We start from the raw sequence: 25986 nt of genomic DNA on the forward strand, positions 1-25986 counted from the left end.
GCCATGGATGGCGCCATCGAGCCCCCATGGACGGGTTTACGGCGTGTCCTGACCACCCACACCGCCCCGCCATCCCACGGAATGCCGCTTTTGATCTTGAGGTTGCCGGCCAGCGGCCGGCACTACCGCAGGTGCAGGGCTGCAAGCCCTGCCACAAAAACCCTTACTTCTTGCGCTCGCGGGTGGGGAACGGCTCCATCGCGCGGAAGCGGTTGCTGTACTCGTCGGTCAGCGTGCGTGCTTCCTGCCCGTTGCGTACGATCGTCGGGGTCAGCAGCACGATCACTTCCGAACGCTTGTTCAACCGGGCCTTGTTGCCGAACAGACCGCCGACGATCGGCAGACGGCTCAGGCCCGGCACGCCCCGGGACGTGTCTTCATCGGAGTTGGTGATCAGGCCGGCCAACATGATCGTGTCCCCGCTCTGCAGCGCCGCCTCGGTGGAAATCTTGCGGGTGTTGATCGGCGGGTTGCAGGTGGTCTTGGTCGGGTCGCAACCGGTCGGAATGGCACCGGCCGAGCTGACCTCCTGCACGATATCCAGGAACACCACCCCATCGCGGGTGATGCGCGGGCGGACCTTGAGGATCACACCCGTGTCCAGATACTGCACCGTGCTGTAAGTGCTGTCACTGATACCGGTGTTGACCGACACCGAGTTGATCGGAATCTTGGTGCCGACGTTGAGCTGCGCTTCGGCGTTGTTGCGCACGAAGATGGACGGGGTCTGCAGCAGGCGCAGGTTGGTCACCTGGTCCAGTGCGCTGACCACGGCGGCAGCATTCTTGCCGAGGAACGTCCAACCGGTCTCGCTGCCGGTGATGGCGCCGGCGAAGCTGCCCCAGATGTTGCGGCCCAGTGCGCTGGGCAGGGTGGCGCCGCCGGTGGAACCAGTGAAATCCTGGCCCTGCACGGCATTTTCGAAGAACCAGTTGACGCCGTACTTCAGGTCGCCATTCAAGTCGACCTCAGCCACCTGCGCTTCGATGTGCACCTGCAGCGGCATCACGTCCAGCTTCTCGATCACTTCGCGGATCGAGCGCCAGGCCTGCGGTGTGGCGCGCACCAGCAGTGCATTGGTTTCTTCCACCGCCGACACACCGACGGTGTCACCTTCCACGTCCAGGCTGACGCTGATGTTGCCTTCCTGGCGCTGCGGCAGGTTCATCGTGCTGGTCATGCCGCCGTTGGCGTTGGACGTACCCGTGCCGTTGTTGCTGCCGACATCGACGATGTCGCTGTTGCTGCTGTTGCCGCCACGGCTGTCCAGCTGCATCGGCATGGCGCCCGGGGCCAGCCCGGCCGGCGAGCCGCGGACGTTGCGGCTGTTGCTGCTGGCGAAGGCTTCGGCCAGGCGCTGGGCGAGGTCACGCGCCTTGATGTAGCGCAGCTCGTAGGAGAACAGCCGTGCGCTGCCACCGGCGGTGTCGATGCGGTCCAGCCACTGCTGGATCTGGTCCAGGTAGCGCACCTGCGGGGTGATCACCAGCACGGCGTTGGCGTTTTCCAGTGGCAGGAAGCGGAACATGCCGGCACTGGGGGTCTTGCTGTCTTCGCCGAACACCTTCTCCAGATCGCTGGCGACCTGCTCGGCCTTGCCCGACTGGATCGGGAACACGCCCACCGACATGCCCGACAGCCAGTCGACGTCGAAGATCTCGACGGTGTGCAGGTAGTTTTCCAGCTCGGCGCGGGTGCCACCGAGGGTGATGACGTTGCGGCCGGTGTCGACGTTGACGATGGCGTTCGGCCGCGCATACGGCTCCAGCACCTTCTTCATCTCGCTGGCGGAAATGAACTGCAGCGGCACCACCCGCACCTCGAAGCCGCGGGCGCTGGAGGCCGGCGCGGTGCTGGGTGCGACGGTACCGGCCAGCGCCTGGTCGGCGGCGACGATGTTGTAGCGGCCACCGCTGTAGACCATGCGGGCGTTGTTCCAGCCCAGCACCATTTCCAGCAGGTTCAAGGCCTGTGCCGGCGACACCGGCTTGGGCGTGGCCAGGGTGACCGTGCCCTGCACGCCCGGGGCGATGACGTAGTTCTGCCCGAGCATGTCGCCGAGGATCGCCTTGACCACGGCGTGCACCGACTCGCCTTCGAAGTTGAAGGTGGCGCTGCCGCCGCTGGCCGAGTGCAGGGCCGGTGACGGCGCACGCGCCGCCTCGCGGTTGATCATCGTGCCGCTGCCACGGCGGATCACCGCCTGCGGCGTACCGGCGGCGGCATCACCTTCGACCACCTGCGGATCGGCGGCGGCGGCACCGGCCTGCGGCGGCGGCGTGGTGGCACTGCGATGGACATGCGGGCCGGACACGGTGGCGCAGCCAACCAGCAGCGTCAGGGCGAGGGACCAGGGCAGAAAACGCAGGTTCATGCATTCACTCTATCGGTTGGTGCCATCGCCCGGGGGCGGCGACGGTTGTTGCTGCTGTTGCTGCAGCTGACGGCGACGGGCCTGGATGCGTTCGCGGATGGCCTGCATCTGCGCTTCGCTGGGGCCGTTGTTGGCGGGGGCGGCCGGCGATGGCGTGCTGGCCGGCGCGGCAAGGCCTGCGCTGGCAGGCGTGACGGCATCACCGCCGGGCCGGGCACTGGCCGCGGCAGCCGCCGATGCAGGTGGTGGCGGCGGCGGCACGACACCGGCGGGCGGGACCGCACCATTGGCGCCACGCAGCACGGTCGGCGGTTCGCCCCCCTGCCCGTTGAAGGTGGCCAGTTCCAACACCTGGCTGCCACTGGGGCCGATCACCGTGGCCTGGCGTGGTTCCAGCGCGACCAGCTGCCAGCCATCCACGGCTTCACCGTTCAGGCGCAGCCGCAGCGAACGATTCTGATCGGTGGTGAAGGTCGCCATGCTGAAGCTGTCGGTGAGCAGCACGCCGGTCAGGCGCAGGGCAGCACTGCCCGCCGGTTCGCTGCCGCCCAGCAGGTAGGGCCGGGGCCGACGGTCTTCGGCGAACAGCGGGCGTTCGCCGATGGCGCTGAAGCTGTCGGCAGCGGACATGCGCTCGGCCGCCATTGGCGGCAGGGCGGGCAGTACGGCCTGCGCGGCGGCATCGCTGTCGGCGGCCGGCAGGCGGCTGCCCAGGCCGAAGCCGGTGGCCAGCCAGATCGCGCCGACCCAGCCGGCCAGGGCCAGCAGGAAACCGGTGCGCAGCGTGATCGGGTCACGTTTCATCGGTGCCCTCCGCTTCCACCGGCGGTTCGGCCGGTGCAGCGCCGGCATCGGCAGCTGGCGTCGGTGCCGGCGCCGCGGCTGCCGCTGGCGCGGCGGCATCAGCACTGGTCGCGGGCAGCAGGTAGCCGGCCAGCTCGAACGACACATCCAGGCCCAGGCCCGATTCATTCGCCGATTGCTGGAAGCGCTGCGCGATCAGGTTGAGGTTGTCCACGAACAGGCGCGGGCTGCCGGTTTCCAGGCTGTGCAGCACGGTGGCCAGTTCGGCCACGCCACAGCGCAGGCGCACCTGCATGGCCACGCGCACGAACTCGGCGTCGCGGCGGTTGTCGGTGAGCGGCGTGCGGTTGCTGATGGTGCAGCTGCGGTTGCCCGGGCTGGCGTTGGCCACCGCGTCCTGCACGCGCGCGCCGAGGGCCGCGGCAGCCGCTTCGGCGGTCGCTTCGCGCAGGAACCCGGGGCGCTGCTGCAGGGCCTCGCGGGTCTGCTGCAGGCGCTGTTCGATCTGCGGCTGCTGCTGCAGCTGTGCCTGCACGCGCTGCTGGCGTTCGCGCAGTGCGGCCACGTCGGCATTGACGGCCAGCAGCGGCTGGGTGAACCACGGGTGCACCAGCAGCAGGTAGGCCAGGCCCAGCACCGCCAGCAGCAGCGCCAGCGCCAGCCAGCGGTCACGGCGCGGGTTTGGCATCGGCATCGGCCGCCTCCCTGGCTGGGGCGGCGGGCGCGGCGGGCATGGCCACCGGCAACGGCTGCAGTTCGGCGGTCAGGGTGAAGCGGTCACGGCCACTGCCGGCACCATCGGCCTGCAGCACGCCCGTCAGGTTGACCTTGCGCCACTGCGGCGCATCCTGCAGCAGCTGCACCAGCTGCGAGGCTTCGCTGCTGAGGCCGATCAGCTGCAGGTTGTTGTTTTCGATGGCCAGTTTTTCCAGGTAGGTGCCATTGGGCAGGCGCTGGGTCAGTTCGTTCCACAGCTCCACCGTGCTGGCACGCTGGGCACGCTGTTTTTCGAGGAACGCGGCACCGTCCAGCAGCGCCTGCAGCTCGCTTCGTTCGCTGGCCACGCCACGCGCACTGCGGGCGCTGCGCTCTACTTCAGCGCGCAGCGCATCGGCCGCCTCGCGGCGGTTGTCCAGCACCTGGGTGGCGGCCAGCACCAGCATCACCAGCGCGGCCAGGCCGAGCAGCAGGTTCCAGCGCCGTGTCGGGTCATGCCGTGGCTGGCGCTGGGCCTGCGGCAGCAGGTTGACCTGCAGCGGTTGGCCCTGCGCGTCGAGGGCGTCGAGACCGGACAGCGCATCGGCCCAGGCACCCACCTGGCCGCGCCAGGCATCGAGCTGGCGCAGCGGCCAGGCCACCAGTTCAACCTGCAGCAGGCCTTCGCCGGCACTGCCACGTTCGCGTACGTCATAGCTGACCTGGCTGGATTCGAACGGCGTCTGCCGGTCGATCTCGTAGCCGACCACCGCGCGCAGGCGGTCGCCAGCGGCCATGGGCAGGCGCAGGTTGCGGCGCAGGACCTGCGCGTCGGCCAGCAGCCAGACCCGCGGCAGGCGGCGCAGGCGCGCGTCCAGCACCCGGTCCAGATCGGCCGGCTGGGTCGGCCATGGCAGGCTCGCCACCGGCTCCAGGCCCTGCCCGGCTTCGCGCCAGACCTGCAGCAGGTCACCCTGCCGCTGCAGCAGCAGGCGGGTCTGCGACCAGCCCAGCGCCCATTGCCAACGCGCCGGCACCCAGGCCAGCAGGGACTGCCGCCACCAGCGCAGGAAACGGCCCGCACCTGGGCCGATCCGCCCCTGTACCTGCCGCAGGCTGTCCTGCCATGCCGTCATCTTGCTGCCATTCCCTGCTCCCAGCGAAGCACCGTGTAGGTTCGTCCGGGCACACCGCCCGATCCATTGCGTACCACCGCCTGCAGAACCGACAAGCGACCGCTGCCGTCGATGGCACGGGACTCGATACTATAGGTGCCGCTGCCGCTGGCAAGCATTGACGGCATCGCTCCGGAACCTTCGTCACGCTCCAGCTGGGCGCGCTGCGCCAACACCTGTTCGGCATCCAGGCCCAATGCGGTCAACACCGGTGCACCTGCGACGCGCGGATCGGGACGCGCCTGCCGGCTGTAAAGCGTCAGGTATGGCAGCATCGCCGAGTACAGCGACGCACGCATGCCGAGCACGCGCTGCAGTTCACCCAGGGTCTCGAAACGCTTGTTGCGCGGGCCGTACCGCAGGCCCGCAGCGGCGTAATCGGGTGCCTCGGCACCGCCGCCCGGCTGCAGCAGGCTGTCTTCGTCGCGCCAGTCGATGATGGCGCCGGCCAGCTGCCGGGACTGCTCGGGCGATTCGCCCAACGCCTGCAGGAACGCGTCCAGCAGCGTCGCGTCGGCCAGGTTCAGGTTGATCTTGCCGTTCTCGTCCACCACCCGGATCTCGACGGGCACATCATCGTACTGCCAGCGGTAGGTGCGCCCGTCCGCCTGCCAGGCCGGCCGCTGCGGGTCCGGGCGCAGGCGCAGCAGCGCGTACTCCAGCCCGGCACGGGCACGCTCCTGGCCGCGCGCATCATCGTCGAGCACGCGCTGCTGCAGGTGCTCCACGCGTGCGGTCAGCGCGAAGGCACCGACCAGCGCGGTCATCAGCGCGATCAGCCACAGCACCAGCACCAGGGCGGCCCCGCGCTGTGCCTTCATCGTGCACCGCCCATGCCGCCGCTGCGCGGTGCAACCACCAGCGGCGGCCACGGCGCGCCACGCTGCGGCACGATCTGCACTTCCACCAGCAGCGGCAGCCGCCGGGTGTCGTCCCAGCGCGGCAGCCAGTCGCTCATCTGCCCGTTCGCAGGATCGACGCCGCGGTAGCGCAGCGTCACGTCCTTCAAGCCGTCGGCGAGCACTTCGGGCGGACGCGGCGGGGTTTCCGGCAGGCGTTCGCCTTCCTGCAGCATCACCAGGTCCAGCAGCAGCCGGCGCTGCCCGGGGGCGCCGTCCACCTGCAGGGTATGCAGGTACGGGCCACCGCGGCCGAGGTAGCCGGGCAGGTCGGCGACGAACTGCATGCCTTCGCCATCGCCCTGGAAATACACCGGTTCGCGGGTGGGATCGGGTACCTCGATCGGGCTGCGCATTGCACCGCCCAGCTGCCGCCGCAGCAGCGCCTGCACCGCGCGCATGCGCTCGCTGTCGGCGGCGATCTGTTCGCCACGCTGGCTGACCGCCATCGCCGCGCGCACGCTGGCGAACGCCAATGCGAGGCCACCGGCCAGCAGCACGGTGGCCAGCATCACTTCGACCAGGGTGAAACCGGCGGCGCGACGCTTCATCGTGCGCTCTCCAGGTCCGGCGGCAACAGGCGCAGGGTGCGCCACTGCAGTCGCTCGCGTTCGCCATCCCCCCAGCGCACCTGCAGCTGCAGTTCGGCCAGCCACGGCGCACCCGGTGACTGCGTCGGCGCGACATCGCCGGCACGCGGCTCGCTCCAGGGCTGCACCTGCAGCTGCCAGTGGTAACGGCCCTGTTCCCACTCACCACTCTGGCTGCCGGCCTGCAGCGGCGCGTCGACACCGGCGCTGGCCAGCAGCGACTGCGCGTGCAGTACCGCGCGGGTGCGCAGCTCGGCCTCACGCACCTGGCGCGCGCCGCCGGACAGGCTGCCCAGCAGCAGGGTCAGGGCCAGGCCCAGCAGGGCGAAGGCCACGATCACTTCGAGCAGGGTGAAGCCACGCACCGACTGTTTCATTGCGCCCGCCATGGACCGGAACGGACCTCGCCGGTCAGCCAGCCGACATCGATGCGCCATTCGGCGGCATCGCGCTGCAGGCGGATGCGGCCGCCACTGGAGCCGCCGTCGGGATGGAACTCGATCACGCCCTGCCCCGGCGCATCGCTGAGCTGCGCGGCGCCTTCAAACACCACCTGCACCGGTTCGGGCACCGTGCCGTGGCGCTGGTTGGCGCCCTGCCAGCGATGCTCGGCCGGCTCGATCACGAAGCGCTGCGGCTCACCACGGGCAATCGCCTGCGCACGCACCATGCGCAGCTGGTTGGCGATGTCCTTTCCGGCGCTGCGCAGCTGCATGCCGGCAAAGCCACGCGACAGGCCGGCGGCCGTGATCAGGCCGATGGCCGCGATCAGCGCGATCACCAGCAGCATCTCCAGCAGCGACATGCCGGTGGCGCGCCTGCCGTGCAGGCGCGGGCTGGGCAGCCGGCGCGGCAGGGACAGCCTCATGCGGGTTTACGGCTCGTAACGGATATCGGCGTCGACGCTGCTGCCGCCGGTCTTGCCGTCCTTGCCCAGGCTGACCAGGTCGTAGGCCTGGCCTTCGCCCGGCGCGCGGTATTCCAGCGCATGGCCCCACGGGTCGTTGAGATCGGCGGCCTTGGCATACGGGCCCAGCCAGCCACCGACGCCGGCCGGTGCGGTCACCAGGTCATTGAGCGAACCGGGCAGCTTGCCGGTGTCGATCTGGTAGTTGTCGATCTTCGAGGCCACGGTCTGCACCTGGGCCTTGGCGATGTTCGCCTTGCCACGGTCGGCGCCGCCGAGCACGCGGCTGGCGACCAGGGTCAGCACCGCACCGATCAGCACGATGACGATGATGATTTCCAGCAGGCTCATGCCGCTCTGGTGGCGTGCGCTGGCGAAGGACAGGCGGATCGGTCGACGGGAAGCAAGCATGGTCGGTCCTTTCAGTTGCGGTGAGTCGGGGTTGCAGGGAAGGCCATCGTCAGCCGATGGCGTTGGTGAGGTCGTACAGCGGCACCAGCACGGCGACGATGACCGCGCCGACCACCGAGGCCAGCACCAGGGTGATGGCCGGCACCATCGCCGCCAGCAGGCGGTCGATGCGGCGGGCGCTGTCCTGTTCGAAAGTATCGGCGGCCTTCAGCAGCATGGTGTCGAGTGCGCCGGATTCCTCGCCGACCTGGATCATCTGCAGGGCCAGGCGCGGGAAGCGCTTGCCGCGCGACAGTGCCAGCGACAGGCCGGCACCGTTCTTCACTTCGTCGGCGGCGGTATCCAGATCGGCGGCCAGCGCGCGGTTGCCCAGCACGTTGCGGGCGATGCCCAGTGCGCCCAGCAGCGGTACGCCGTTGCGCAGCAGCGTGCCCAGGGTTCGGGCCAGGCGTGCGGTTTCCAGTTCGCCGAGCAGGCGGCCGATGCCGCGCCGCTGCAGCAGCCAGCCATCCAGCGCCAGGCGCGCGGCGGGCTGGCGGAACTGCCGTTCCAGCAGCAGGGTGAACACGCCCGGCACCACCAGCAGCAGGATCCACCAGTCGCGCACGAACAGGCCCAGCTGCAGCACCGCGTTGGTGAACCACGGCAGCGCCACGTCCAGGCTTTCGTACATCTGCGCGAACTGCGGCACCACGTAGCCGAGCAGGAACAGCAGGGCACCACCGACCACCACCAGCAGGATGGCCGGGTAGACCAGCGCGTTGATGACTTTGCCCTGCAGCGCGCGGCTGCGTTCGAGGTAATCGGCCAGGCGCTGCAGGGTTTCGTGCAGGCTGCCACCGGCCTCGCCGGCGCGCACCATGTTCACGTACAGGCGCGAGAACAGGCCGTGCTGGCGCTCCAGCGCCGTCGACAGCGGCGCACCGCCACGCACCACGTCGCGGATGTCGGTGATCGCGCGCCGCGAACGTTCGTCCTCGGGCAGGCCGAGCAGGATCGACAATGCGCGGTCCAGCGGCTGGCCGGCACCGAGCAGGGTCGACAGCTGCTGGGTGAACTGCAGCAGCGCCGCGCCCTGCAGGGGCCGCGGGCGGAACAGGCTGGCCAGGCTGCTGCCACCTGCCGCGCCGCCTTCGGCCAGGCGCGTTTCCATCGGCAGATGGCCCTGGTCCTGCAGGCGTGCGATCAGCTCGGCCTCGCTGGCCGCTTCCATCTGCCCGTCGAAGACTTCACCGTGCGGGTTCAGTGCCTTGTAGCGGTACGTGGGCATGTCAGCGTCGATCTCCCGCGCGCATCAACCCTCCTCGGTCACGCGCAGGACTTCCTCGATGGTCGTCTGCCCGCTCAGGGCCTTGGACAGGCCGTCTTCGTACATGGTGCGCATGCCAGCCTCGCGGGCGATGCGTTCGAGCTCGCCCATGCCGTCGCGCCGCATCACCGCGCGCCGCAGCGCGTCGTTCATCACCAGGAATTCCATGATGGTGGTGCGGCCCAGGTAACCGGTCGGTGCCAGTGCCGAGGGCTTCGGGCGGTACAGGTGGATCGGCCCCTGCGGCTGCAGGCGGCGCAGTTCGAAACGTTCGATTTCCTCCGGCGAGGCTTCGTAGCGCTCGGCGTGGGTGGGCTCCAGCCGGCGCACCAGGCGCTGGGCGAGGATGCCGTTGATGGTGGACGTGAGCAGGTAATCCTCCACGCCCATGTCGAGCAGGCGGGTGATGCCGCCGGCCGCGTTGTTGGTGTGCAGCGTGGACAGCACCAGGTGGCCGGTCAGCGCCGACTGGATGGCGATGCGCGCGGTTTCCAGGTCGCGCATTTCGCCGATCATGATGATGTCCGGATCCTGGCGGACGATGCTGCGCAGCGCGTTGGCGAAATCCAGTCCGATCTGCGGCTTGGCCTGGATCTGGTTGATGCCTTCGATCTGGTACTCGACCGGATCCTCGACCGTGATGATCTTGACGTCGGCGGTGTTGAGCTGGCTCAGCGCGGTGTACAGCGTGGTGGTCTTGCCCGAGCCGGTCGGGCCGGTGACCAGCAGGATGCCGTGCGGCTGCTCGAGCACCTTGCGGAACTGCGGCAGGAACGCATCGGTGAAGCCGAGCCGGTGGAAATCGAACACCACGGTCTCGCGGTCCAGCAGTCGCATCACCACGCTTTCGCCGTGCGCGGTCGGCACGGTGCTCACGCGCAGGTCCAGTTCCTTGCCCTGCACGCGCAGCATGATGCGGCCGTCCTGCGGGAGGCGGCGTTCGGCGATGTTGAGCCGGGCCATGATCTTGATGCGGCTGATGACCGCGGCGGTGAGGTTGGCCGGCGGGCTTTCGCCTTCCACCAGCACGCCATCGACGCGGTAACGCACCTTGAGGCGGCTTTCAAACGGTTCGACGTGGATGTCCGAGGCGCGCAGTTCCACCGCACGCTGGATGACCAGGTTGACCAGGCGGATGACCGGGGCTTCAGAAGCGAGGTCGCGCAGGTGTTCGATGTCATCGACCGCGCCGCCTTCGCCATCTGCGGTTTCCACGATCGCACCCATCGCGCTGCGGCCCTGGCCGAACCAGCGCTCGACCAGGTCGTCGATCTCCGCGCGCATGCCCAGCACCGGGCTGACCGGTACGCCCAGCGCCAGCTGCACGGCCTGCTGCGGATAGGCATCGTGGGCATCGGCCAGCCACAGGCGTACGCCGTGTTCATCCAGCGCCAGCGGGCACACGTGGAACTGCTTCAGGAAACGCAACGACAACGGCAGGCCTTCGGCCAGCGACTGCGGCGGTGCTTCGGGCAGCTGCTTGCCTTCCAGCAGCGGCAGGCCCAGTACATCGGCACTGGCCTGCGCCTGGTCACGCTCGGACACCAGCCCCAGCCGCACCAGCAGGCCCAGCAGGCTGCCACCGGCTTCGGCGTGCAGCGGCCGTGCGCGCGCCAGGTCCCCTTCCTTGAGGCGCCCGCGCGCCAGCAGCGCATCGAGGATGCGGCCTTCGGCGTCGTCGATGGCAGTGGCAGCGAGCGCGTTCACATGACTCTCCTGTCGATCCTCCCGACTTTAGCAGTTCAGCCCGGACTTCCGCTGCCTTGTGCGCGCAGGACCATGAAAGACGACGCCCGTCACCTTCCGGTAACGGGCGTCGCCAATTCACTTACGACATTCCGTGCAACCGTGGCCCTTACTGGGTGGCCAGGATGGTCACGCCGCTGAAGGCCGCTTCGCCCACCACCTTCACGTAGTAGGTGCCTGCCACCGGCTTGGCAACACGCACGGTCTCGGTGTTGCCCGGGCGGCTGGACTTGGCATCGTTGTCGGTGGCGGTCGGCACGCGGCCCTGCGCCACGTACACCGACACGTTGCCGGTGCCACCGTAGGTCAGCACGCTCAACTGCTTGCCGGCGACGGCTTCGAAGGTATAGACCGTCTCGCTGCCGGTGGCGCCGGCCACGCCGCTGAGGGCGACCCTGTTGGTCAGCGGGATGCCTTCAGGCTCGCAGTTCTCGGTGCACGGCTCGGCCAGGGCCTTGGCCAGCGCGGCCTTGGCATCGACGATACCGGTGCCGATCGGCGTGGAAGCCGGGATGGTGACCGGGAACGGACGCGCGGTTTCCTTCAGCAGCGCACGCAGGGCCGCCGGGGCCAGCGGATCCTTGCCGTTGGCGATGAGCGCACTCTGCACCAGGGCAGCAACACCGGCCACGTGCGGCGATGCCATCGAAGTACCGCCCATGCCCATGTAGCTGTAGGTGCCGGAGTCCGGCGTGGTGGCCGCATTCGAACCGGACTGCCAGATGAAGCCACCCGGGTTGCCGTCCACGCTGCCACCGCCGCCCGGGCCGGACAGATCCACGCGCGTGCCGTAGTTGGAGTAATAGGTGATGCCACCGGTGATGCGGGTCGCACCCACGGTCACCACGCCTTCGCAGCTGGCCGGGCGGTAGTTGGCGGCATTGTCGGTTTCGTTGCCGGCGGCCACCACCACGGTCGTGCCACGCGAGATCGCGCCGCTGATCGCATCCTGGTAGGCGCCTGCGCACGCACCACTGCCACCCAGGCTCATGTTGATGATTTCAGCCGGGTTGGTGTTGGCCGGAATGCCGGCGACGGTGCCACCCGACGCCCAGGTGATCGCATCGGTGATGTCGGAGAGGTAGCCACCGCACTTGCCGAGCACGCGCACCGGCAGAACCTTGGCCTTGTGTGCGACACCGGCCATGCCGACGCCGTTGTTGGTCTGTTCGGCGACGGTGCCGGCCACGTGGGTACCGTGCCAGGAGCTGTCTTCCGGCTGCGAGCCGTTGTAGCACTCGTTGGCGTTTTCCACCCAGTCACCGTAGTCCTGCGCGCCCGGCACGCGGTCGTCGGTGGCACGGCGCGAGGTCTCGGCGTCGCTGATGAAGTCGTAGCCTTCCAGCAGGTTGCCGACCAGGTCCGGATGCTGCGGAAGGATGCCGGTGTCGAGCACGGCGACGACCACGCCTTCGCCCTGCGAAACGTCCCAGGCCGACGGTGCGTTGATGCCGCCGGTGGGGTTGCTCAGGTGCCACTGGTACTGCGCGTAGAGCGGATCGTTCGGCACCAGGGCCGGCTTGACGTCGCCCGCGCGCAGTTCGGTGCGGCGCAGCTTGACGTCGGCTTCGGCGTACTGGACCGACGGGTCGGCCTTGAGTTCCTTCAGCACGCGCTGCAGTTCGGCCGGGGCCAGGCGGCCCTTCAGGCGGATCACGTCGGCACCGATGCCGAGCTTGCGCACCACCTGCGGGCCCAACGTGCTTGCACGGCTGGTGCCACCGGACAGGCTGGCGCGGGTGAGTGCGGACTGCACCGTGGACAGCTTGGCCGAGCGGTCGCTGGCAGCAGCGGTACCGGCGCGATACTTCACGATGATGCGCTCGGCGCCCGCTTCGGTGGTGCTGGCCTGGCGCACCGGCTCGCGGGTCGGCAGGCCAGCGGCGTGGACCGCGCCTGCGGCGGTCATCGACAGCATGGCGGCAGCAAGCACGTTGATGCGAAGGTTCTGCTTATTGATCACGTCACATTCCTCTTCTGGGTCATGGTTGGATCCAACACTGCGGCCATCAATCCTTGACGGTTCCCGGCTGGCCGAGCCGGGTTTGCCGAGACCTCCCCTCAGGCCCTGTTGCAGAAGCAGCGCCGGCAGCGTGGCCGCCGGCGCGGTGTTGCCTTACCAACCGAAGCCGGCACCGACGCCGACCGAGGCGTCATCACTGCTGAACGCACCGCCGAGGGTGACCGTGGCGCGATCGCTGATCGCACGCTGGTAGCCCAGCGACATCGCCGATTCGCCGCCCTGGAAACCGATGCCGACGCCGACCCGGTTCTGGGTGCGGATGCCAGCGGCACTGGTGGCCATGTTGAGCATGGCCGCGCTCATCGCGCCCTGGCGGTCGATGCGACGGTCCATGTGGCGCAGGCGCCCATCCACTTCGCCCTTGAACACGTCGAAGCTGTCGGCGACTGCCTGCACGCGGCTGTCGGTATAGCTGTTGGCGGTGGTGATGCCGCGGTCCAGCTGGCCCTTGTTGACCGCGTCGGTGGCGGCGGTACCGGCCGCCACGTTGGTCACCTGGCGTTCGTTGCCTTCGCTGCCCACCGAGACCGTGTTGGCGCGGTCGGCGACCGAACCCTGGCCCAGCGCGACGGCATTGGCAGCGGTGGCGGACGCACCCTGGCCGATGGCCGTGGACGACGCCCCGCTGGCCACGGCACCCTCGCCCATGGCGACGGCGTTGGCACCGACGGCCGGCTGCGCGGCAGTAGCACCCTCCACGCTGGGCTTGGCCACCACGTTGGACCGCGAGGCCACTGCATCGGCCTCGGCCACGGTGGCCACCTGGGCGGTAGTGGCCTGCACGCTGGCGCTGCGCAGGCTGGCCGTGGCAGTACGGCTGGTGCCACCGGCGGTGCGCTGGTCAAGCTCGGTCACCTTCTTGTCCAGTGCGCCCAGTGCGTCGCCGACGTTGTTGTAGGTGCTGCCCTGGATGACGTAGTTCGGCGCGATGAACACCCCCTGCATGCCGACGCTGGCACCGCCGCCGAGGATGCTGGCGGCATCGCTGAGCGACTGGAACAGCTGGCCGCCGTTGATGGCCTGGTGGCTGCCCGAGGCGATGCTGCCCGCGCCGACGTTGTCGATGACCGTGCCGTCGATGCCGGACAGGGTCAGGCGGTCGTGGCTGGCATCGTCGTAGCCGATGGCGTTGGCGGTGCTGCTTTCGACGGTGGAGATGCGCGAATCGAAATCACCGACGCGGGTCTCGACCGCACCCACGCGCTGGTTGGTGACGTTGAGCTGCGAACCGGTGACGGCATCGCTGCTGCCGGCGGCAATGCGGCCCTCGGCCACGTTGACGATGCGTCGGGTGGCCGGACCATCGGTGCCGTTGCCGCCACCGACCGAGACCACGTTGGCGTCCACCGCACGCGCACCGGCACCCAGGGCCACCGAGTTGTTGCCGGTGACCGCACTGCCGGCACCCAGCGCCAGCGATGCGTTGCCGACCGCCCTGGCGCCGCTGCCCACCGCATTGCTGCGGTTGCCGCTGGCGGTGGCGTTGGAGCCCACGGCCACCGCATCGGTACCGCTGGCGGTAGCCACGCCGCTGCCGTTGGCCTGGAAGCGCTGGCCGACCGCATCGGCGGTGGCGGCCACGGCATCAAGCTGGCCCTTGTTCACCGCATCGGTGGTTTCCGTACCGGCAGCCACGTTGGTGATCTGCCGCTGCGCGGCCGTGTTGCCCACCGACACCGTGTTGGCGCGGGTGGCCTGCGAACCGGTGCCGAGCGCAACGCTGTTGGCCGCGCTGGCGGTGCTGTTGGCACCCAGCGCAGTCGCATCGGCAGCGCTGGCCCAGGCGTTCCAGCCGATGGCGCTGGCGTAATCGCTGGTTGCCCAGGCACCGGCACCGAAGGCCGCCGCGCCGGTGCCGCTGGCACGCGCCGTGATCAGACCGGAGAAGGTGCTGCCACCGATGGCCACGCTTTCATCACCGCTGGCGTCGCTGGACTGGCCCAGCGCCACCGCGTTGGCACCGGCCGCAGTAGCACCGAAGCCCACCGCCGTGGTGTTGGCACCGGTGGCGGCCGAGCCGTAGCCCAGTGCGGTACCAAGGCGGCCGCTGGCTTCGCTGTAGCCACCGACGGCGGTGGTGCCATCGGCGCTGGCCGAGGCGCGGAAGCCGCTGGCCAGCGACTGTGCGCCGCTGGCGATGGCTTCGGCACCGTTGGCCGTGCTGTAGACACCCGTGGCCTGCGCGGCGTTGCCGGTGGCGGTGCTGCCGATCTCGCTGGCGACCGCAGCGCTGCCATACGCGGCACTGTTCTCGCCGGTGGCCTGCGCCGCGTTGCCGACGGCCGCCGCATTGACGCCGGTGGCCAGGCTGTTGAAGCCGACGGCCGTGGCATTTTCAGCCAGGGCGGTGGCGCCGCTGCCCAGCGCGGAGGTGCCGTTGCCGATGGCATTGGAGGCTTCACCCGCAGCCAGTGCGTTGTCGCCTTCCACGTAGGCACCGGCATCGCTGTCTGCGCTGCCGCTGGCCTGGAAGTACCTGCTGGTGGTCTCGGCGGTGGCGGCAACGGCATCCAGCTGGTTCTTGTTCACCGCGTCGGTGCCTTCGGTACCCGCTGCCACATGGGTCACCTGGCGTTCGCCGCCCTCGCTGCCGACGGCCACGGTGTTGTCACGGTCGGCCTGGGAGGCGGCACCGAGCGCAACACTGTTGATGCCGTTGGCGGTTGCACCCGCACCGAGCGCGGTGGACTGCGCGGCGCCGGCCCAGGAGTTCCAGCCGATGGCGGTGGCGTAGTCGTCGGTCGCCCACGCACCGGCACCGAAGGCCGCCGCGCCGTAACCGCTGGCACGCGCCGGGATCAGGCCGAAGAAGGTGCTGCCGCCGATGGCCACGCTTTCATCGCCGGTGGCTTCGCTGGAATCGCCCATGGCCACCGAACTGGCACCGCTGGCGGTGGCGAACACGCCGGCGGCGGTGCTGTTGGCACCACTGGCCAGGGTGCCATACCCCAGCGCCGAACCCAGGCGGCCGCTGGCTTCGCTGTAGCCGCCCACTGCGGTCGTGCCATCGGCCGAGGCCGCCGCACGGAAGCCGCTGGCCAGCGACTGCGCGCCGCTGGCGTTGGCTTCGGCACCGCTGGCCGTGCTGTAGACCGCCGTGGCCTGTGCGCCGGCACCGGTGGCGGTGCTGCTGGTTTCGCTGGCGACGGCACCGCTGCCCAGGGCAGCGCTGTCCTCGCCAGTGGCCTGGGCGTTGTTGCCGATGGCCGCTGCGTTGCCGCCGGTGGCCAGGCTGTTGAAGCCGACTGCAGTGGCATTGGCGGCCACCGCCGTGGCACCACTGCCGAGCGCGGTGGCACCGTCGCCGATGGCGTTGGCGGCCTCACCGGCAGCCAGTGCGTTGTCACCTTCCACGTAGGCGCCGGCATCGCTGTCGTCGCTGCCGCTGGCCTGGAAGTACTTGCTGGTGTTCTCCGCGGTGGCGGCGACTGCATCCAGCTGGTCCTTGTTCACCGCATCGGTGCCTTCGGTGCCGGCGGCGACGTTGGTGATCTGGCGGGTATTGCCAGCGCCGCCGACGGAGACCGTGTTGTCGCGGTCTGCAATCGAGTCGGCACCCAGGGCGACGCTGTTGGCACCCTGTGCTTCGGCCGCGTTGCCCAGCGCCGTGGCGTTGGTGCCCGGCGCCCAGGCACCGCCACCGACTGCGGTGGAGTAATCACCCGACGCTTCGGTGGCGAGCAGGCCGAACAGCGAACCGCCGATGGCCACACTGTTCACGCCGGTGGCCAGGCTGCCCTGGCCGGTGGCCGTGGCGTAGGCACCGGACGCTTCCGAATCGCCGCCCAGGGCCACGCTGTTGGAACCGGAGGCGTTGGCGAAGTTGCCGAAGGCGGTGGCGTTGAACGCCGATGCGCTGGCATAGCCGCCGATGGCGGTGCTGTAGCCGCCGGTGGCTTCGGCACCGATGCCGAACGCCGCCGAGGCCGTGCCACTGGCCACGCTTTCGCTGCCCACTGCGGTGGCCGCTTCGCCGCTGGCGCTGCTGAAGTAACCCACCGCCACGGCTTCCTCGCCGCTGGCTTCGGACAGCACGCCCGTGGCGGTGCTGCCGGCGCCACTGGACACGGCGGCGGCACCGAAGGCGGCACTCTGCTCGCCGCTGGCTTCGCTTTCCGCACCCTGCGCGGTGGCGTATTCGCCGGTGGCCTGCGCGTTGGCGCCGATGGCGCTGGCGTTGTCGGCACTGGCCAGGGCATTGAAGCCGATCGCCTGTGCGTTGGTGCCGATGGCATTGGCGCCGCTGCCCAGTGCGATGGCGCCGTCACCGATGGCGTTGGCGGCTTCACCGGCGGCCAGTGCGTTGTCGCCTTCCACGTAGGCGCCGGCATCGCTGTCGTCGCTGCCGCTGGCCTGGAAGAACTTGTTGCCGGTGCCTGCGCTGGCGGCCACGGCATCCAGCTGGGCCTTGTTCACCGCATCGGTGGCCTGGGTGCCGGCGGCGACGTTGGTGACCTGGCGTTCGCTGCCGGCGCTGCCGACCGACACGCTGCGGTCGCGGTCAGCCACCGAGCCTGCGCCCAGCGCCACTGCATTGTTGCCGTTGGCGGTGCTGCCGGCACCGATGGCGATGGCGCTTTCGCCATCGGCCACGGTATTGGTGCCCACCGCGATGCTGTTGATGCTGTTGCCCAGTGCCTGGAAGCCCAGTGCCAGGCTGTAATCCCCGTAGCTGAAGGCGCCGCGGCCGACCGCGGTGGAGCTGACGCCGTTGGCCCAGCTGTTGTAGCCGATGGAAGTCGCGCCATTGGCACTGGCCCAGGCCGCCGGGCCGAAGGCCGAGGCGTTGGTGCCGGTGGCCCACGCGCCGGCACCGAAGGCGGTGGCACCTTCTTCGCTGGCGGTGCTGTAACCGCCGACGGCGGTGCTGTCGTCGGCCTTGGCGAAGGCGCTGTCGCCGATGGCGACGGCATAGCTGCCGTTGGCGCGCGACTTGCCGCCAGCAGCGAAGCTGTTGTCGCCGGTGGCCTGCGCCGCCGTGCCGAACGCGCTGCTGCTGGCGCCGGTGGCCAGCGCGGCATTGCCCACGGCAGTGGAGCCGGCCGAGGCGGTGGTGCCGACCAGCACCGGATTGCCTTCGTCATCCAGCAGCGGCTGGTTGTACTCGTCGTAGGCCTGGCCGAGGCCACCGATGGCAACCGCACCGTCGCCATTGGCGAAGGTGTTGCGGCCCAGGGCGACGGTATCGGCGCCGATGGCACCCGCGCCCGCGCCCTGTGCGAGCGCGCCTGCGCCGATCGCATTGCTGGCCGAACCGGCCGCCACCGCACCTTCGCCTTCGGCGTAGGCACCGGCATCGCTGCCCTCCTCGCCCTGCGCCTGGAAGAAGCGCGCGGTGGTGTCTGCCGTGCTGGCCACCGCATCGAGCTGGCCCTTGTTCACCGCATCGGTGTCTTCGGTACCGGCGGCCACGTGGGTGACCTGCCGTTCGTTGCCGTCGCTGCCGACGGCCACGCTGTTGTCGCGCACCGCTTCGGAGTTGGCACCGAGGGCGACGCTGTTGGCGCCCCGCGCGGTGGCGTAGTAGCCCACGGCGGTGCTCTGCGCGCCGCTGGCCCAGGTCTGTGCACCCAGCGCACTGGCGTTCTCGCCGGGCGCATAGGCGAAGTAGCCCACGGCCACCGACTCGGCACCGGAGGCTTCGGTCAGGCTGCCGTTGGCGACGGCGTAATCGCCGCTGGCGATGGCACCGGCACCGACGGCGGTGGCGGCTTCGCCGCTGGCCTGGGTCTGCACGAAGAAGCCCAGGCCGGGGATCAGGTCGGCCGGGCCACCGACGGCCACGCTGCTGGTGCCGGTGGCGTTGCTCTGCGTGCCCACGGCGGTGGAGTAATCACCGACCGCGTTGGCCACTGCACCGAACGCGGAGGACTGTGCGCCGGCCGCATAGGCACCGACGCCATACGAAGATGCCGCGAAGCCACTGGCTTCGGCACTGGCGCCGACGGCGGTACCACCGACACCGGCACTGGTCGCACCGGTTTCCACCGGCACGCCACCGCTGGTGATCAGCGGGTTGCCTGCTTCATCGACGGCGGCACCACCCACGGCCACGCTGCCCGGGCCGGCGGCCTGTGCGTTGTTGCCGAAGGCGGCGCTGTTCTGGCCGCTGGCCAGCGCGTTGTTGCCCACCGCGGTGGCGTTCTGGGCGACGGCGGTCGCGCCGGCACCGACTGCGGTGGTGCCGTTGCCGATGGCATTGGCGGCCTCACCGGCGGCCAGTGCGTCATCGCCGTCGGCCAGTGCACCGGCATCGCTGTTGCTGCTGCCGGTAGCCTGGAAGCGCTTGGCGGTGGTGTCGGCCACCGCAGCCACGTCCTTCAGCTGGCCGACATTCACCGCGTCGGTGTCTTCGGTACCTGCGGCGACATGGGTCACCTGGCGTTCGTTGCCGTCGCTGCCGACGGCCACGGTGTTGTCACGGTCGGCCTGCGAGGCCGCACCGAGGGCGACGCTGTTGCTGCCATTGGCGGTGGCGCTGGCGCCGAGCGCGGTGGACTGCGCGCCATCGGCCCAGGCGTTCCAGCCGATGGCCGTTGCATAGTCTTCGGTGGCCCATGCGCCGGCACCATAGGCCGATGCACCGTAACCGCTGGCGCGCGAGGTGATCAGGCCGAAGTAGGTGCTGCCGCCGATGGCGACGCTCTCGTCGCCGGTCGCTTCGCTGGCTTCACCCACGGCGACCGCACCGGCACCGGTCGCGGTGGCGAACACGCCGGCGGCAGTGCTGTTGGCGCCGCTGGCGACGGTGCCGTAGCCCAGTGCCGAACCCAGCCGGCCACTGGCTTCGCTGTAACCGCCGACGGCGGTTGCACCGTCGGCCGAGGCCGCTGCGCGGAAGCCGCTGGACAACGACTGTGCGCCGCTGGCGACGGCTTCGGCACCGTTGGCAGTGCTGTAGACCGCGGTTGCCTGTGCGCCGGCGCCGGTGGCGGTGGTGCTGGTTTCACTGGCCACCGCACCGCTGCCCAGTGCGGCGCTGTCGCTGCCGCTGGCCTGCGCGTTGGTGCCGACGGCCGAGGCATTCTCGCCGGTGGCCAGGCTGTTGTAGCCGAGTGCGGTCGCCTGCGCCGCGATGGCGGTCGCACCGCCGCCGAGCGCGGTGGCGCCATCGCCGATGGCATTGGCCGCTTCACCGGCCGCCAGCGCGCTGTCGCCTTCTGCCAGGGCGCCGGCATCGCTGTCCTCGCTGCCGCTGGCCTGGAAGTATTTGCGGGTGTTTTCTGCGGTCGCGGCGACCTCGTCCAGCTGGTCCTTGTTCACCGCGTCGGTGCCTTCGGTACCGGCAGCGACGTTGGTGATCTGGCGCGTGTTGCCGGCGCCACCGACGGAGACGGTGTTGTCACGCTCGGCAATCGAATCGGCACCCAGTGCCACGCTGTTGGCGCCCTGAGCTTCTGCGGCGTTGCCCAATGCGGTGGCATTGGTGCCTGGTGCCCACGCGCCGCCACCGACGGCGGTGGAGTAATCGCCCGAGGCTTCGGTCGGCAGCAGGCCGAACAGTGCGCCACCCACGGCGACCGAGTTGGTGCCGGTGGCCAGGCTGCCCTGGCCGGTGGCGGTGCTGTACGCGCCGCTGGCTTCGGCATCGCCGCCGACGGCCACGCTGTTGGAGCCGGTGGCGTTGGCCGCATTGCCGACCGCCGTTGCGTTGAAGGCCGAAGCGTTGGACAGGCCGCCCAGTGCGGTGCTGTAACCGCCGCTGGCTTCGGCACCGACGCCGAAGCTGGCCGACGCGGTGCCGCTGGCGGTGCTGCCTGCGCCGACGCTGGTGCTGCCACTGCCCGAGGCCTGCGCCTGCGCGCCAACGGCGGTGGCGCTGTCCGCGGTCGCCTGCGCGTTGTGGCCGAGCGCCGTGGTGTCATCGCCATCGGCGGTCGCCGAAGCGCCGGCGGCCAGTGCGCCTTCGCCATCGATCTGCGCCGCATCGCTGTCATCACCAGCGCCGTCAGCCTTGAAGTAGCGGCTGCCCTGCGCGGCGGCGGCGGCCAGCGCGGCCTGGGTGGCCTGCGCCTGGGCGTCGAGCTGGGCGCGGTTGACCGCATCGGTGGCCGCCGTGCCTGCGGCGACGTTGGTGATCTGTCGTTCGTTGCCCGTTGCGCCGACCGACACGGTGTTGGCGCGGTTGGCGTTGGAGCCGGCTCCCAGGGCGACGCTGTTGGCGGCGCTGGCGGTGCTGCCGGTGCCCACGGCCACGGCGTTGCGGCCGCTGGCATTGGCGCTGCCGTCAACCACGCACTGGTCGATCAGGCTGCTGCTGAGGGTCACGCAGTTGGCGTTGCCACCCACTTCCACCGACTGCGCGGCGGCGAGGCCTGAGCCTCCCAGTCCCATGGCCAGGGCAAGGGCCGCGGCCAGCGTCACCGGCCGTACGTGGTCGGCATCGCGACGCTGGTCGACGACCCCGCCGCGCGTGTCGGAAGAGGCCAGTTCCGAGGCCACCACCAACTGACCCAACGCTTTGTTCCAGACCTTGCGATAAATCCGATTCATCGGTACGGCTCCTGATTTTTTGGACTGGTTTTGGGCAAAGCAACGCCAGCGCCGGACCTTCTGGTCCAACGTCCCCTGGGGGCGTTATTCGCGTGATTTACTGCGGGTATTGCCGAACGCCGCGCAGCGACAGAAAACCGAGCGCAAGCGACGTGCGGTTACTGCGGTATGAACAGATTTGAAACAGGCCCCAAGTGTTAACGGGAACTTTCCGGGTCGTCAAGACTTTGACGCAGAAAATGCAATTGCCGTGAACCAGTTCACTTTTCCGCCTATTTATTCGGCGATTTTGTTATTTGCATGTGACGAAATGTCGGCGCCATGTAAATGCATGTAACTGATGGCTGCGGCAGGATTTTCTGCCCATATACAGAAAAACCCGACAGTCGCCTGCCGGGTTTTCCGTACTTCATCGCACTGCAGCCTGCGCGGCGGATACGCCGTCAGCCGCACCACACCCGCGCGTTGCGGAACATGCGCATCCACGGCGAGTCACCCTGCCACTCGGCCGGGGCCCAGCTCAGGTTGAGCGCGCGCGGGGTGCGTTCCGGATGCGGCATCATGATGGTGACGCGACCGTCGGTGCTGGTCAGGCCGGTGATGCCGTCCGGCGAACCGTTCGGGTTCAGCGGGTACTGGCTGGCGACGTTGCCGTTGCCATCGACGTAGCGCAGCGCCACGCGGGCGGTCGCCTGGTCCACGGTGTTGTCGAACACGGCCTGGCCTTCGCCATGCGCCACCGCCACCTGCAGGCGCGAACCGGCCATGCCACGCAGCAGGATCGACGGCGACTCCACCACTTCCAGCAGCGCCGTACGGGCTTCGAACTGCTCGCTGGCGTTGCGGCGGAACTGCGGCCAGTGCTTGGCACCGGGGATGATGTCCTTCAGCTGGCTCATCATCTGGCAGCCGTTGCACACGCCCAGGGCGAAGCTGTCTTCGCGGGCGAAGAACGCGGCGAAGGCATCGCGCAGCGCGCTGCGCTCGAGGATCGAGGTCGCCCAGCCGCGGCCGGCACCGAGCACGTCGCCGTAGCTGAAGCCACCGCAGGCCACCAGGCCGGCGAAGTCCTGCAGCGCCACGCGGCCTTCGATCAGGTCGCTCATGTGCACGTCGAAAGCGCTGAAGCCGGCACGTTCGAAGGCGTTGGCCATTTCGATCTGGCCGTTGACGCCCTGTTCGCGCAGCACGGCCACGCGAGGACGCGCGCCGGTGCTGATGAACGGCGCAGCCACGTCCTCGTTGAGGTCGAAGCTGAGCCTGGGCTTCAGGCCCGGCGCGTTGAAGGCGCGGGCGACGTCACGCTCGGCATCGGCATTGTCCGGGTTGTCACGGCGCTTCTGCATGGCATGGGTGACCGACCACCAGGCATCGAACAACGCTTCCCAGCGCCACTCGGCCAGGTTTTCGCCGCCCAGCGACACGCGCACCACCGGTGCAGTGGTCGGCTTGGCGATGCGCTGCGCGCATTCGATCAGTGCATGGCGCTCGACCAGGTCGGCGAAGGCCGCACGGTCTTCGCGGGCGATCTGCACCACCGCGCCCAGCTCTTCGTTGAACAGGCTGCGGAACGGATCATCGCCCCAGGCATCGAGGGTGATGTCCAGGCCCAGGCGCGAGGTGAAGGCCATTTCGCACAGCGCGGCGAAGGCACCGCCATCGCTGCGGTCGTGGTAGGCCAGCAGCAGGCCGGCCTGGCGCGCATCACGGATCAGTTCGAAGAAGCCACGCAGGCGCTGCGGGTCATCCAGGTCCGGTGCGGCACCGGCAAACGCCGGCAGGTCGCCATGGTCGGCATGCACCTGGGCCAGGATCGAACCGCCCAGGCGCTGCTTGCCGGCACCGAGGCCGATCAGCCACAGCTCGCTGTCCACGTCGCGGTCGAGCAGCGGGGTCAGCTGCTGGCGCACGTCGGCCACCGGCGCGAACGCCGAGATGACCAGCGACACCGGCGACACGCTCTTGTGGGCTTCGCCCTGGTCGTGCCACTGCGCCTGCATCGACAGCGAGTCCTTGCCCACCGGGATGCTGATGTCCAGCTGCGGGCACAGTTCCATGCCCACGGCCTTCACCGCGTCGTACAGCAGCGCGTCTTCGCCCGGGTGGCCGGCGGCGGCCATCCAGTTCGCCGACAGCTTGATTTCATCCAGCGCGTCGACCGGCGCCGCGCACAGGTTGGTCAGCGCTTCGCCGACCGCCATGCGTGCCGAGGCGGCGGCGTCGAGCAGGGCCAGCGGGGTGCGCTCGCCCAGCGACATGGCTTCGCCTGCCACGCCGTCGAAGTCGGCCAGGGTGATGGCCACGTCGGCCACCGGCAGCTGCCAGGGGCCGACCATCTGTTCGCGTGCGGTCAGGCCGCCGACGCTGCGGTCGCCGATGGTGACCAGGAAGTTCTTCGAGGCCACGGTCGGATGCGCGAGCACGCGCAGGCCGGCTTCCTGCAGGTCCAGGCCACCGGTCTTCAGCGCCGGCCAGCGCGGTGCCGGCGGGTGCGCGGTGTCGCGGTGCATCTTCGGCGGCTTGCCGAACAGCACGTCCATCGGCAGGTCGATCGGTGCATCGGCCGGGGTGTGGCCGGGCACGGCGCCGTAGGCCACCACCAGGTGTTCCTCGGCGGTAGCCACGCCGACGGCGGCGAACGGGCAGCGCTCGCGGGCGCACAGCGCGGCGAACTCGGCTAGGCGCTCCTGCGCCACGCCCAGCACGTAGCGTTCCTGCGACTCGTTGCACCACAGCTGCATCGGCGACAGCGAGGGGTCATCGGTGGGCACCTTGCCCAGGTCGATGACGCCGCCGACATTGGAGTCGTGCAGCAGTTCGGGGATGGCGTTGGACAGGCCACCGGCACCGACGTCGTGGAAGAACTTGATCGGGTTGTTGGTGCCCATCGCCACGCAGCGGTCGATGACCTCCTGGCAGCGGCGTTCCATTTCCGGGTTGTCGCGCTGCACGCTGGCGAAGTCGAGGTCCTCGGCGCTTTCGCCGGAGGCCACCGAACTGGCGGCACCACCGCCCAGGCCGATCAGCATCGCCGGGCCACCCAGCACGATGACCGCATCACCGGCCTGCAGCGGGATCTTGTCGACCTGGATGCGATCGATCGCGCCGAGGCCGCCGGCCAGCATGATCGGCTTGTCGTACGCACGCACCAGATCGGCGCCTTCCGGCAGCTCGAAGCTGCGGAAGTAGCCGAGCAGGTTCGGGCGGCCGAACTCGTTGTTGAACGCGGCGCCGCCGAGCGGGCCGTCGGTCATGATTTCCAGCGCCGGCGCCATGCGCGGGTTCAGCGCGCGCGGCGCTTCCCACGGCTGCGGCAGCTCGGGAATGCGCAGGTGCGAGACCGAGAAACCACTCAGGCCGGCCTTCGGCTTGCCGCCGCGACCGGTTGCGCCTTCGTCGCGGATCTCGCCACCGTTGCCGGTCGAGGCGCCCGGGAACGGCGCGATCGCGGTCGGGTGGTTGTGCGTTTCCACCTTGATCTGGAAGGCGCTGGGCACCTGCGGTTCGCGGCGGTACTCGCCGCTGGCCGGATCGGGGCGGTAGCGCGAGGCCGGGTGGCCTTCGATCACCGCGGCATTGTCGCTGTACGCGCTGAGCGTGTGCTGTGGGGTCTGCTGGTGGGTGTTCTTGATCATCCGGAACAGCGAACGGTCCTGTTCCTGGCCGTCGATGGTCCAGCTGGCGTTGAAGATCTTGTGGCGGCAGTGTTCGGAGTTGGCCTGCGCGAACATCATAAGTTCGACGTCGGACGGCGAGCGGCCCAGCGCGGTGAAGCGTTCGCGCAGGTAGTCGATCTCGTCCTGGGCCATGGCCAGGCCGAGGCGCCGGTTGGCGGCCTCCAGCTGGTCCACCGGCACGCGTTCCAGTTCACCCCGGGCCGGCGTGGTGAACAGGGCCTGGCCCTGCTGCACGGTCTCCAGCACCGACTGCGTCATCGGGTCATGCAGGGCCTTGACCAGCGCCTGCTGGGCGGCGGCATCGGTCGGCCAGCCCTGCACATCGATGCGCAGGCCGCGCTCGACCCGGCTGACCGGCTGGCCGGCACCGCGGACCAGTTCGGTGGCCTTGCTGGACCAGGGCGACAGGGTGCCCAGGCGGGGCACGACGATGCGGCTGACGGCGCCGTCGGCGACGGCCTCGGCCTGCGGCTGGGCTTCCAGGATGCGGCACAGGGTGGCCACGTCGGGGGTGGCCGTGCCTTCGGGCTGGACGAAGTAGACGTGCCAGGCACCGCTGATGCGCAGGGAGGGAGCGATGGACTGCAGGCGGGATTCAAGGCGTTCGCGGCGGAACAGCGACAGGGCGGGCGCGCCCTCGAGGACCATCATGTCCGGGGAACCGTAGTTGGGAAACGGGCCCGACATTGTACCGGAACCGGGGGGAGGGTCTTTGGACGGGCGGCGCCCGGCACCCGCAGAGGCCAGGGCAACGGCCAGAGCCAGAGCCAGAGCAACAGCGGTCCTGGACTGCTGCGGGTTGGGCGGGGCGGTGTGGGCTTGCAGGACCGCAGGCGCCATGGATGGCGCCTACGAGCCCCCATGGACGGGTTTACGGCGTGT

14 protein-coding genes are annotated in these 25986 nt (G+C 69.8%); all 14 read right to left on the reverse strand.

Annotated elements, in window-relative coordinates; genetic code table 11:
• Positions 1-163 precede the first annotated feature (163 nt).
• The 14 genes from gspD to purL all read right to left on the reverse strand — a co-directional run bounded on the left by gspD (position 164) and on the right by purL (position 25755).
• A complete protein-coding gene (gene gspD, locus AC3WL7_RS20510) occupies positions 164-2374 on the reverse strand; it encodes a type II secretion system secretin GspD (RefSeq protein WP_492752832.1) in 2211 nt (736 codons plus the stop codon).
• A 9-nt stretch (positions 2375-2383) separates the two neighbouring features.
• On the reverse strand, positions 2384-3178 hold the full coding sequence (locus tag AC3WL7_RS20515; RefSeq protein WP_492752834.1) for a type II secretion system protein, XpsN-like: 795 nt from the start codon (positions 3176-3178) through the stop codon (positions 2384-2386).
• The gene (gene gspM, locus AC3WL7_RS20520; protein ID WP_492752836.1) at positions 3168-3872 is read right to left on the reverse strand and encodes a type II secretion system protein GspM; all 705 of its coding nucleotides are present in this window, start codon (positions 3870-3872) and stop codon (positions 3168-3170) included. The genes AC3WL7_RS20515 and gspM overlap by 11 nt, the downstream gene beginning before the upstream one ends.
• Entirely contained in the window at positions 3847-5010 is a 1164-nt protein-coding gene (locus AC3WL7_RS20525; protein ID WP_492752837.1) for a PilN domain-containing protein, read from the reverse strand. Before AC3WL7_RS20525 ends, gspM begins: the two co-directional genes overlap by 26 nt.
• On the reverse strand, positions 5007-5870 hold the full coding sequence (locus AC3WL7_RS20530; RefSeq protein WP_492752838.1) for a type II secretion system minor pseudopilin: 864 nt from the start codon (positions 5868-5870) through the stop codon (positions 5007-5009). The genes AC3WL7_RS20525 and AC3WL7_RS20530 overlap by 4 nt, the downstream gene beginning before the upstream one ends.
• Positions 5867-6499 carry a type II secretion system protein J gene (locus AC3WL7_RS20535; protein ID WP_492752840.1) on the reverse strand — a complete coding sequence of 211 codons (633 nt, stop codon included), beginning with the start codon at positions 6497-6499 and terminating at the stop codon, positions 5867-5869. Before AC3WL7_RS20535 ends, AC3WL7_RS20530 begins: the two co-directional genes overlap by 4 nt.
• The gene (gene xpsI, locus AC3WL7_RS20540; protein ID WP_079220587.1) at positions 6496-6915 is read right to left on the reverse strand and encodes a type II secretion system protein XpsI; all 420 of its coding nucleotides are present in this window, start codon (positions 6913-6915) and stop codon (positions 6496-6498) included. The genes AC3WL7_RS20535 and xpsI overlap by 4 nt, the downstream gene beginning before the upstream one ends.
• The gene (xpsH, locus tag AC3WL7_RS20545; protein ID WP_492752842.1) at positions 6912-7406 is read right to left on the reverse strand and encodes a type II secretion system protein XpsH; all 495 of its coding nucleotides are present in this window, start codon (positions 7404-7406) and stop codon (positions 6912-6914) included. The genes xpsI and xpsH overlap by 4 nt, the downstream gene beginning before the upstream one ends.
• Before the next feature lie 6 nt (positions 7407-7412).
• The gene (gene gspG / locus AC3WL7_RS20550; protein WP_079220585.1) at positions 7413-7856 is read right to left on the reverse strand and encodes a type II secretion system major pseudopilin GspG; all 444 of its coding nucleotides are present in this window, start codon (positions 7854-7856) and stop codon (positions 7413-7415) included.
• 49 nt (positions 7857-7905) lie between these two features.
• A complete protein-coding gene (gene xpsF, locus AC3WL7_RS20555) occupies positions 7906-9126 on the reverse strand; it encodes a type II secretion system protein XpsF (protein WP_492752844.1) in 1221 nt (406 codons plus the stop codon).
• Positions 9127-9150: 24 nt separating this feature from the next.
• On the reverse strand, positions 9151-10872 hold the full coding sequence (gene gspE / locus AC3WL7_RS20560; RefSeq protein WP_492752845.1) for a type II secretion system ATPase GspE: 1722 nt from the start codon (positions 10870-10872) through the stop codon (positions 9151-9153).
• A gap of 148 nt (positions 10873-11020) precedes the next feature.
• Positions 11021-12874 (reverse strand): S8 family peptidase, encoded by a 1854-nt coding sequence (locus AC3WL7_RS20565; protein WP_492752847.1) that lies wholly within the window; start codon positions 12872-12874, stop codon positions 11021-11023.
• Between the two features lie 153 nt (positions 12875-13027).
• Positions 13028-21427, reverse strand: a complete 8400-nt coding sequence (locus AC3WL7_RS20570; RefSeq protein ID WP_492752850.1) for an ESPR-type extended signal peptide-containing protein — start codon at positions 21425-21427, stop codon at positions 13028-13030.
• 443 nt (positions 21428-21870) lie between these two features.
• Positions 21871-25755 carry a phosphoribosylformylglycinamidine synthase gene (gene purL, locus AC3WL7_RS20575; RefSeq protein ID WP_492752851.1) on the reverse strand — a complete coding sequence of 1295 codons (3885 nt, stop codon included), beginning with the start codon at positions 25753-25755 and terminating at the stop codon, positions 21871-21873.
• Positions 25756-25986: the final 231 nt, after the last annotated feature.

The organism is Stenotrophomonas sp. FW305-3-2-15-E-LB1 (genome assembly GCF_058787375.1).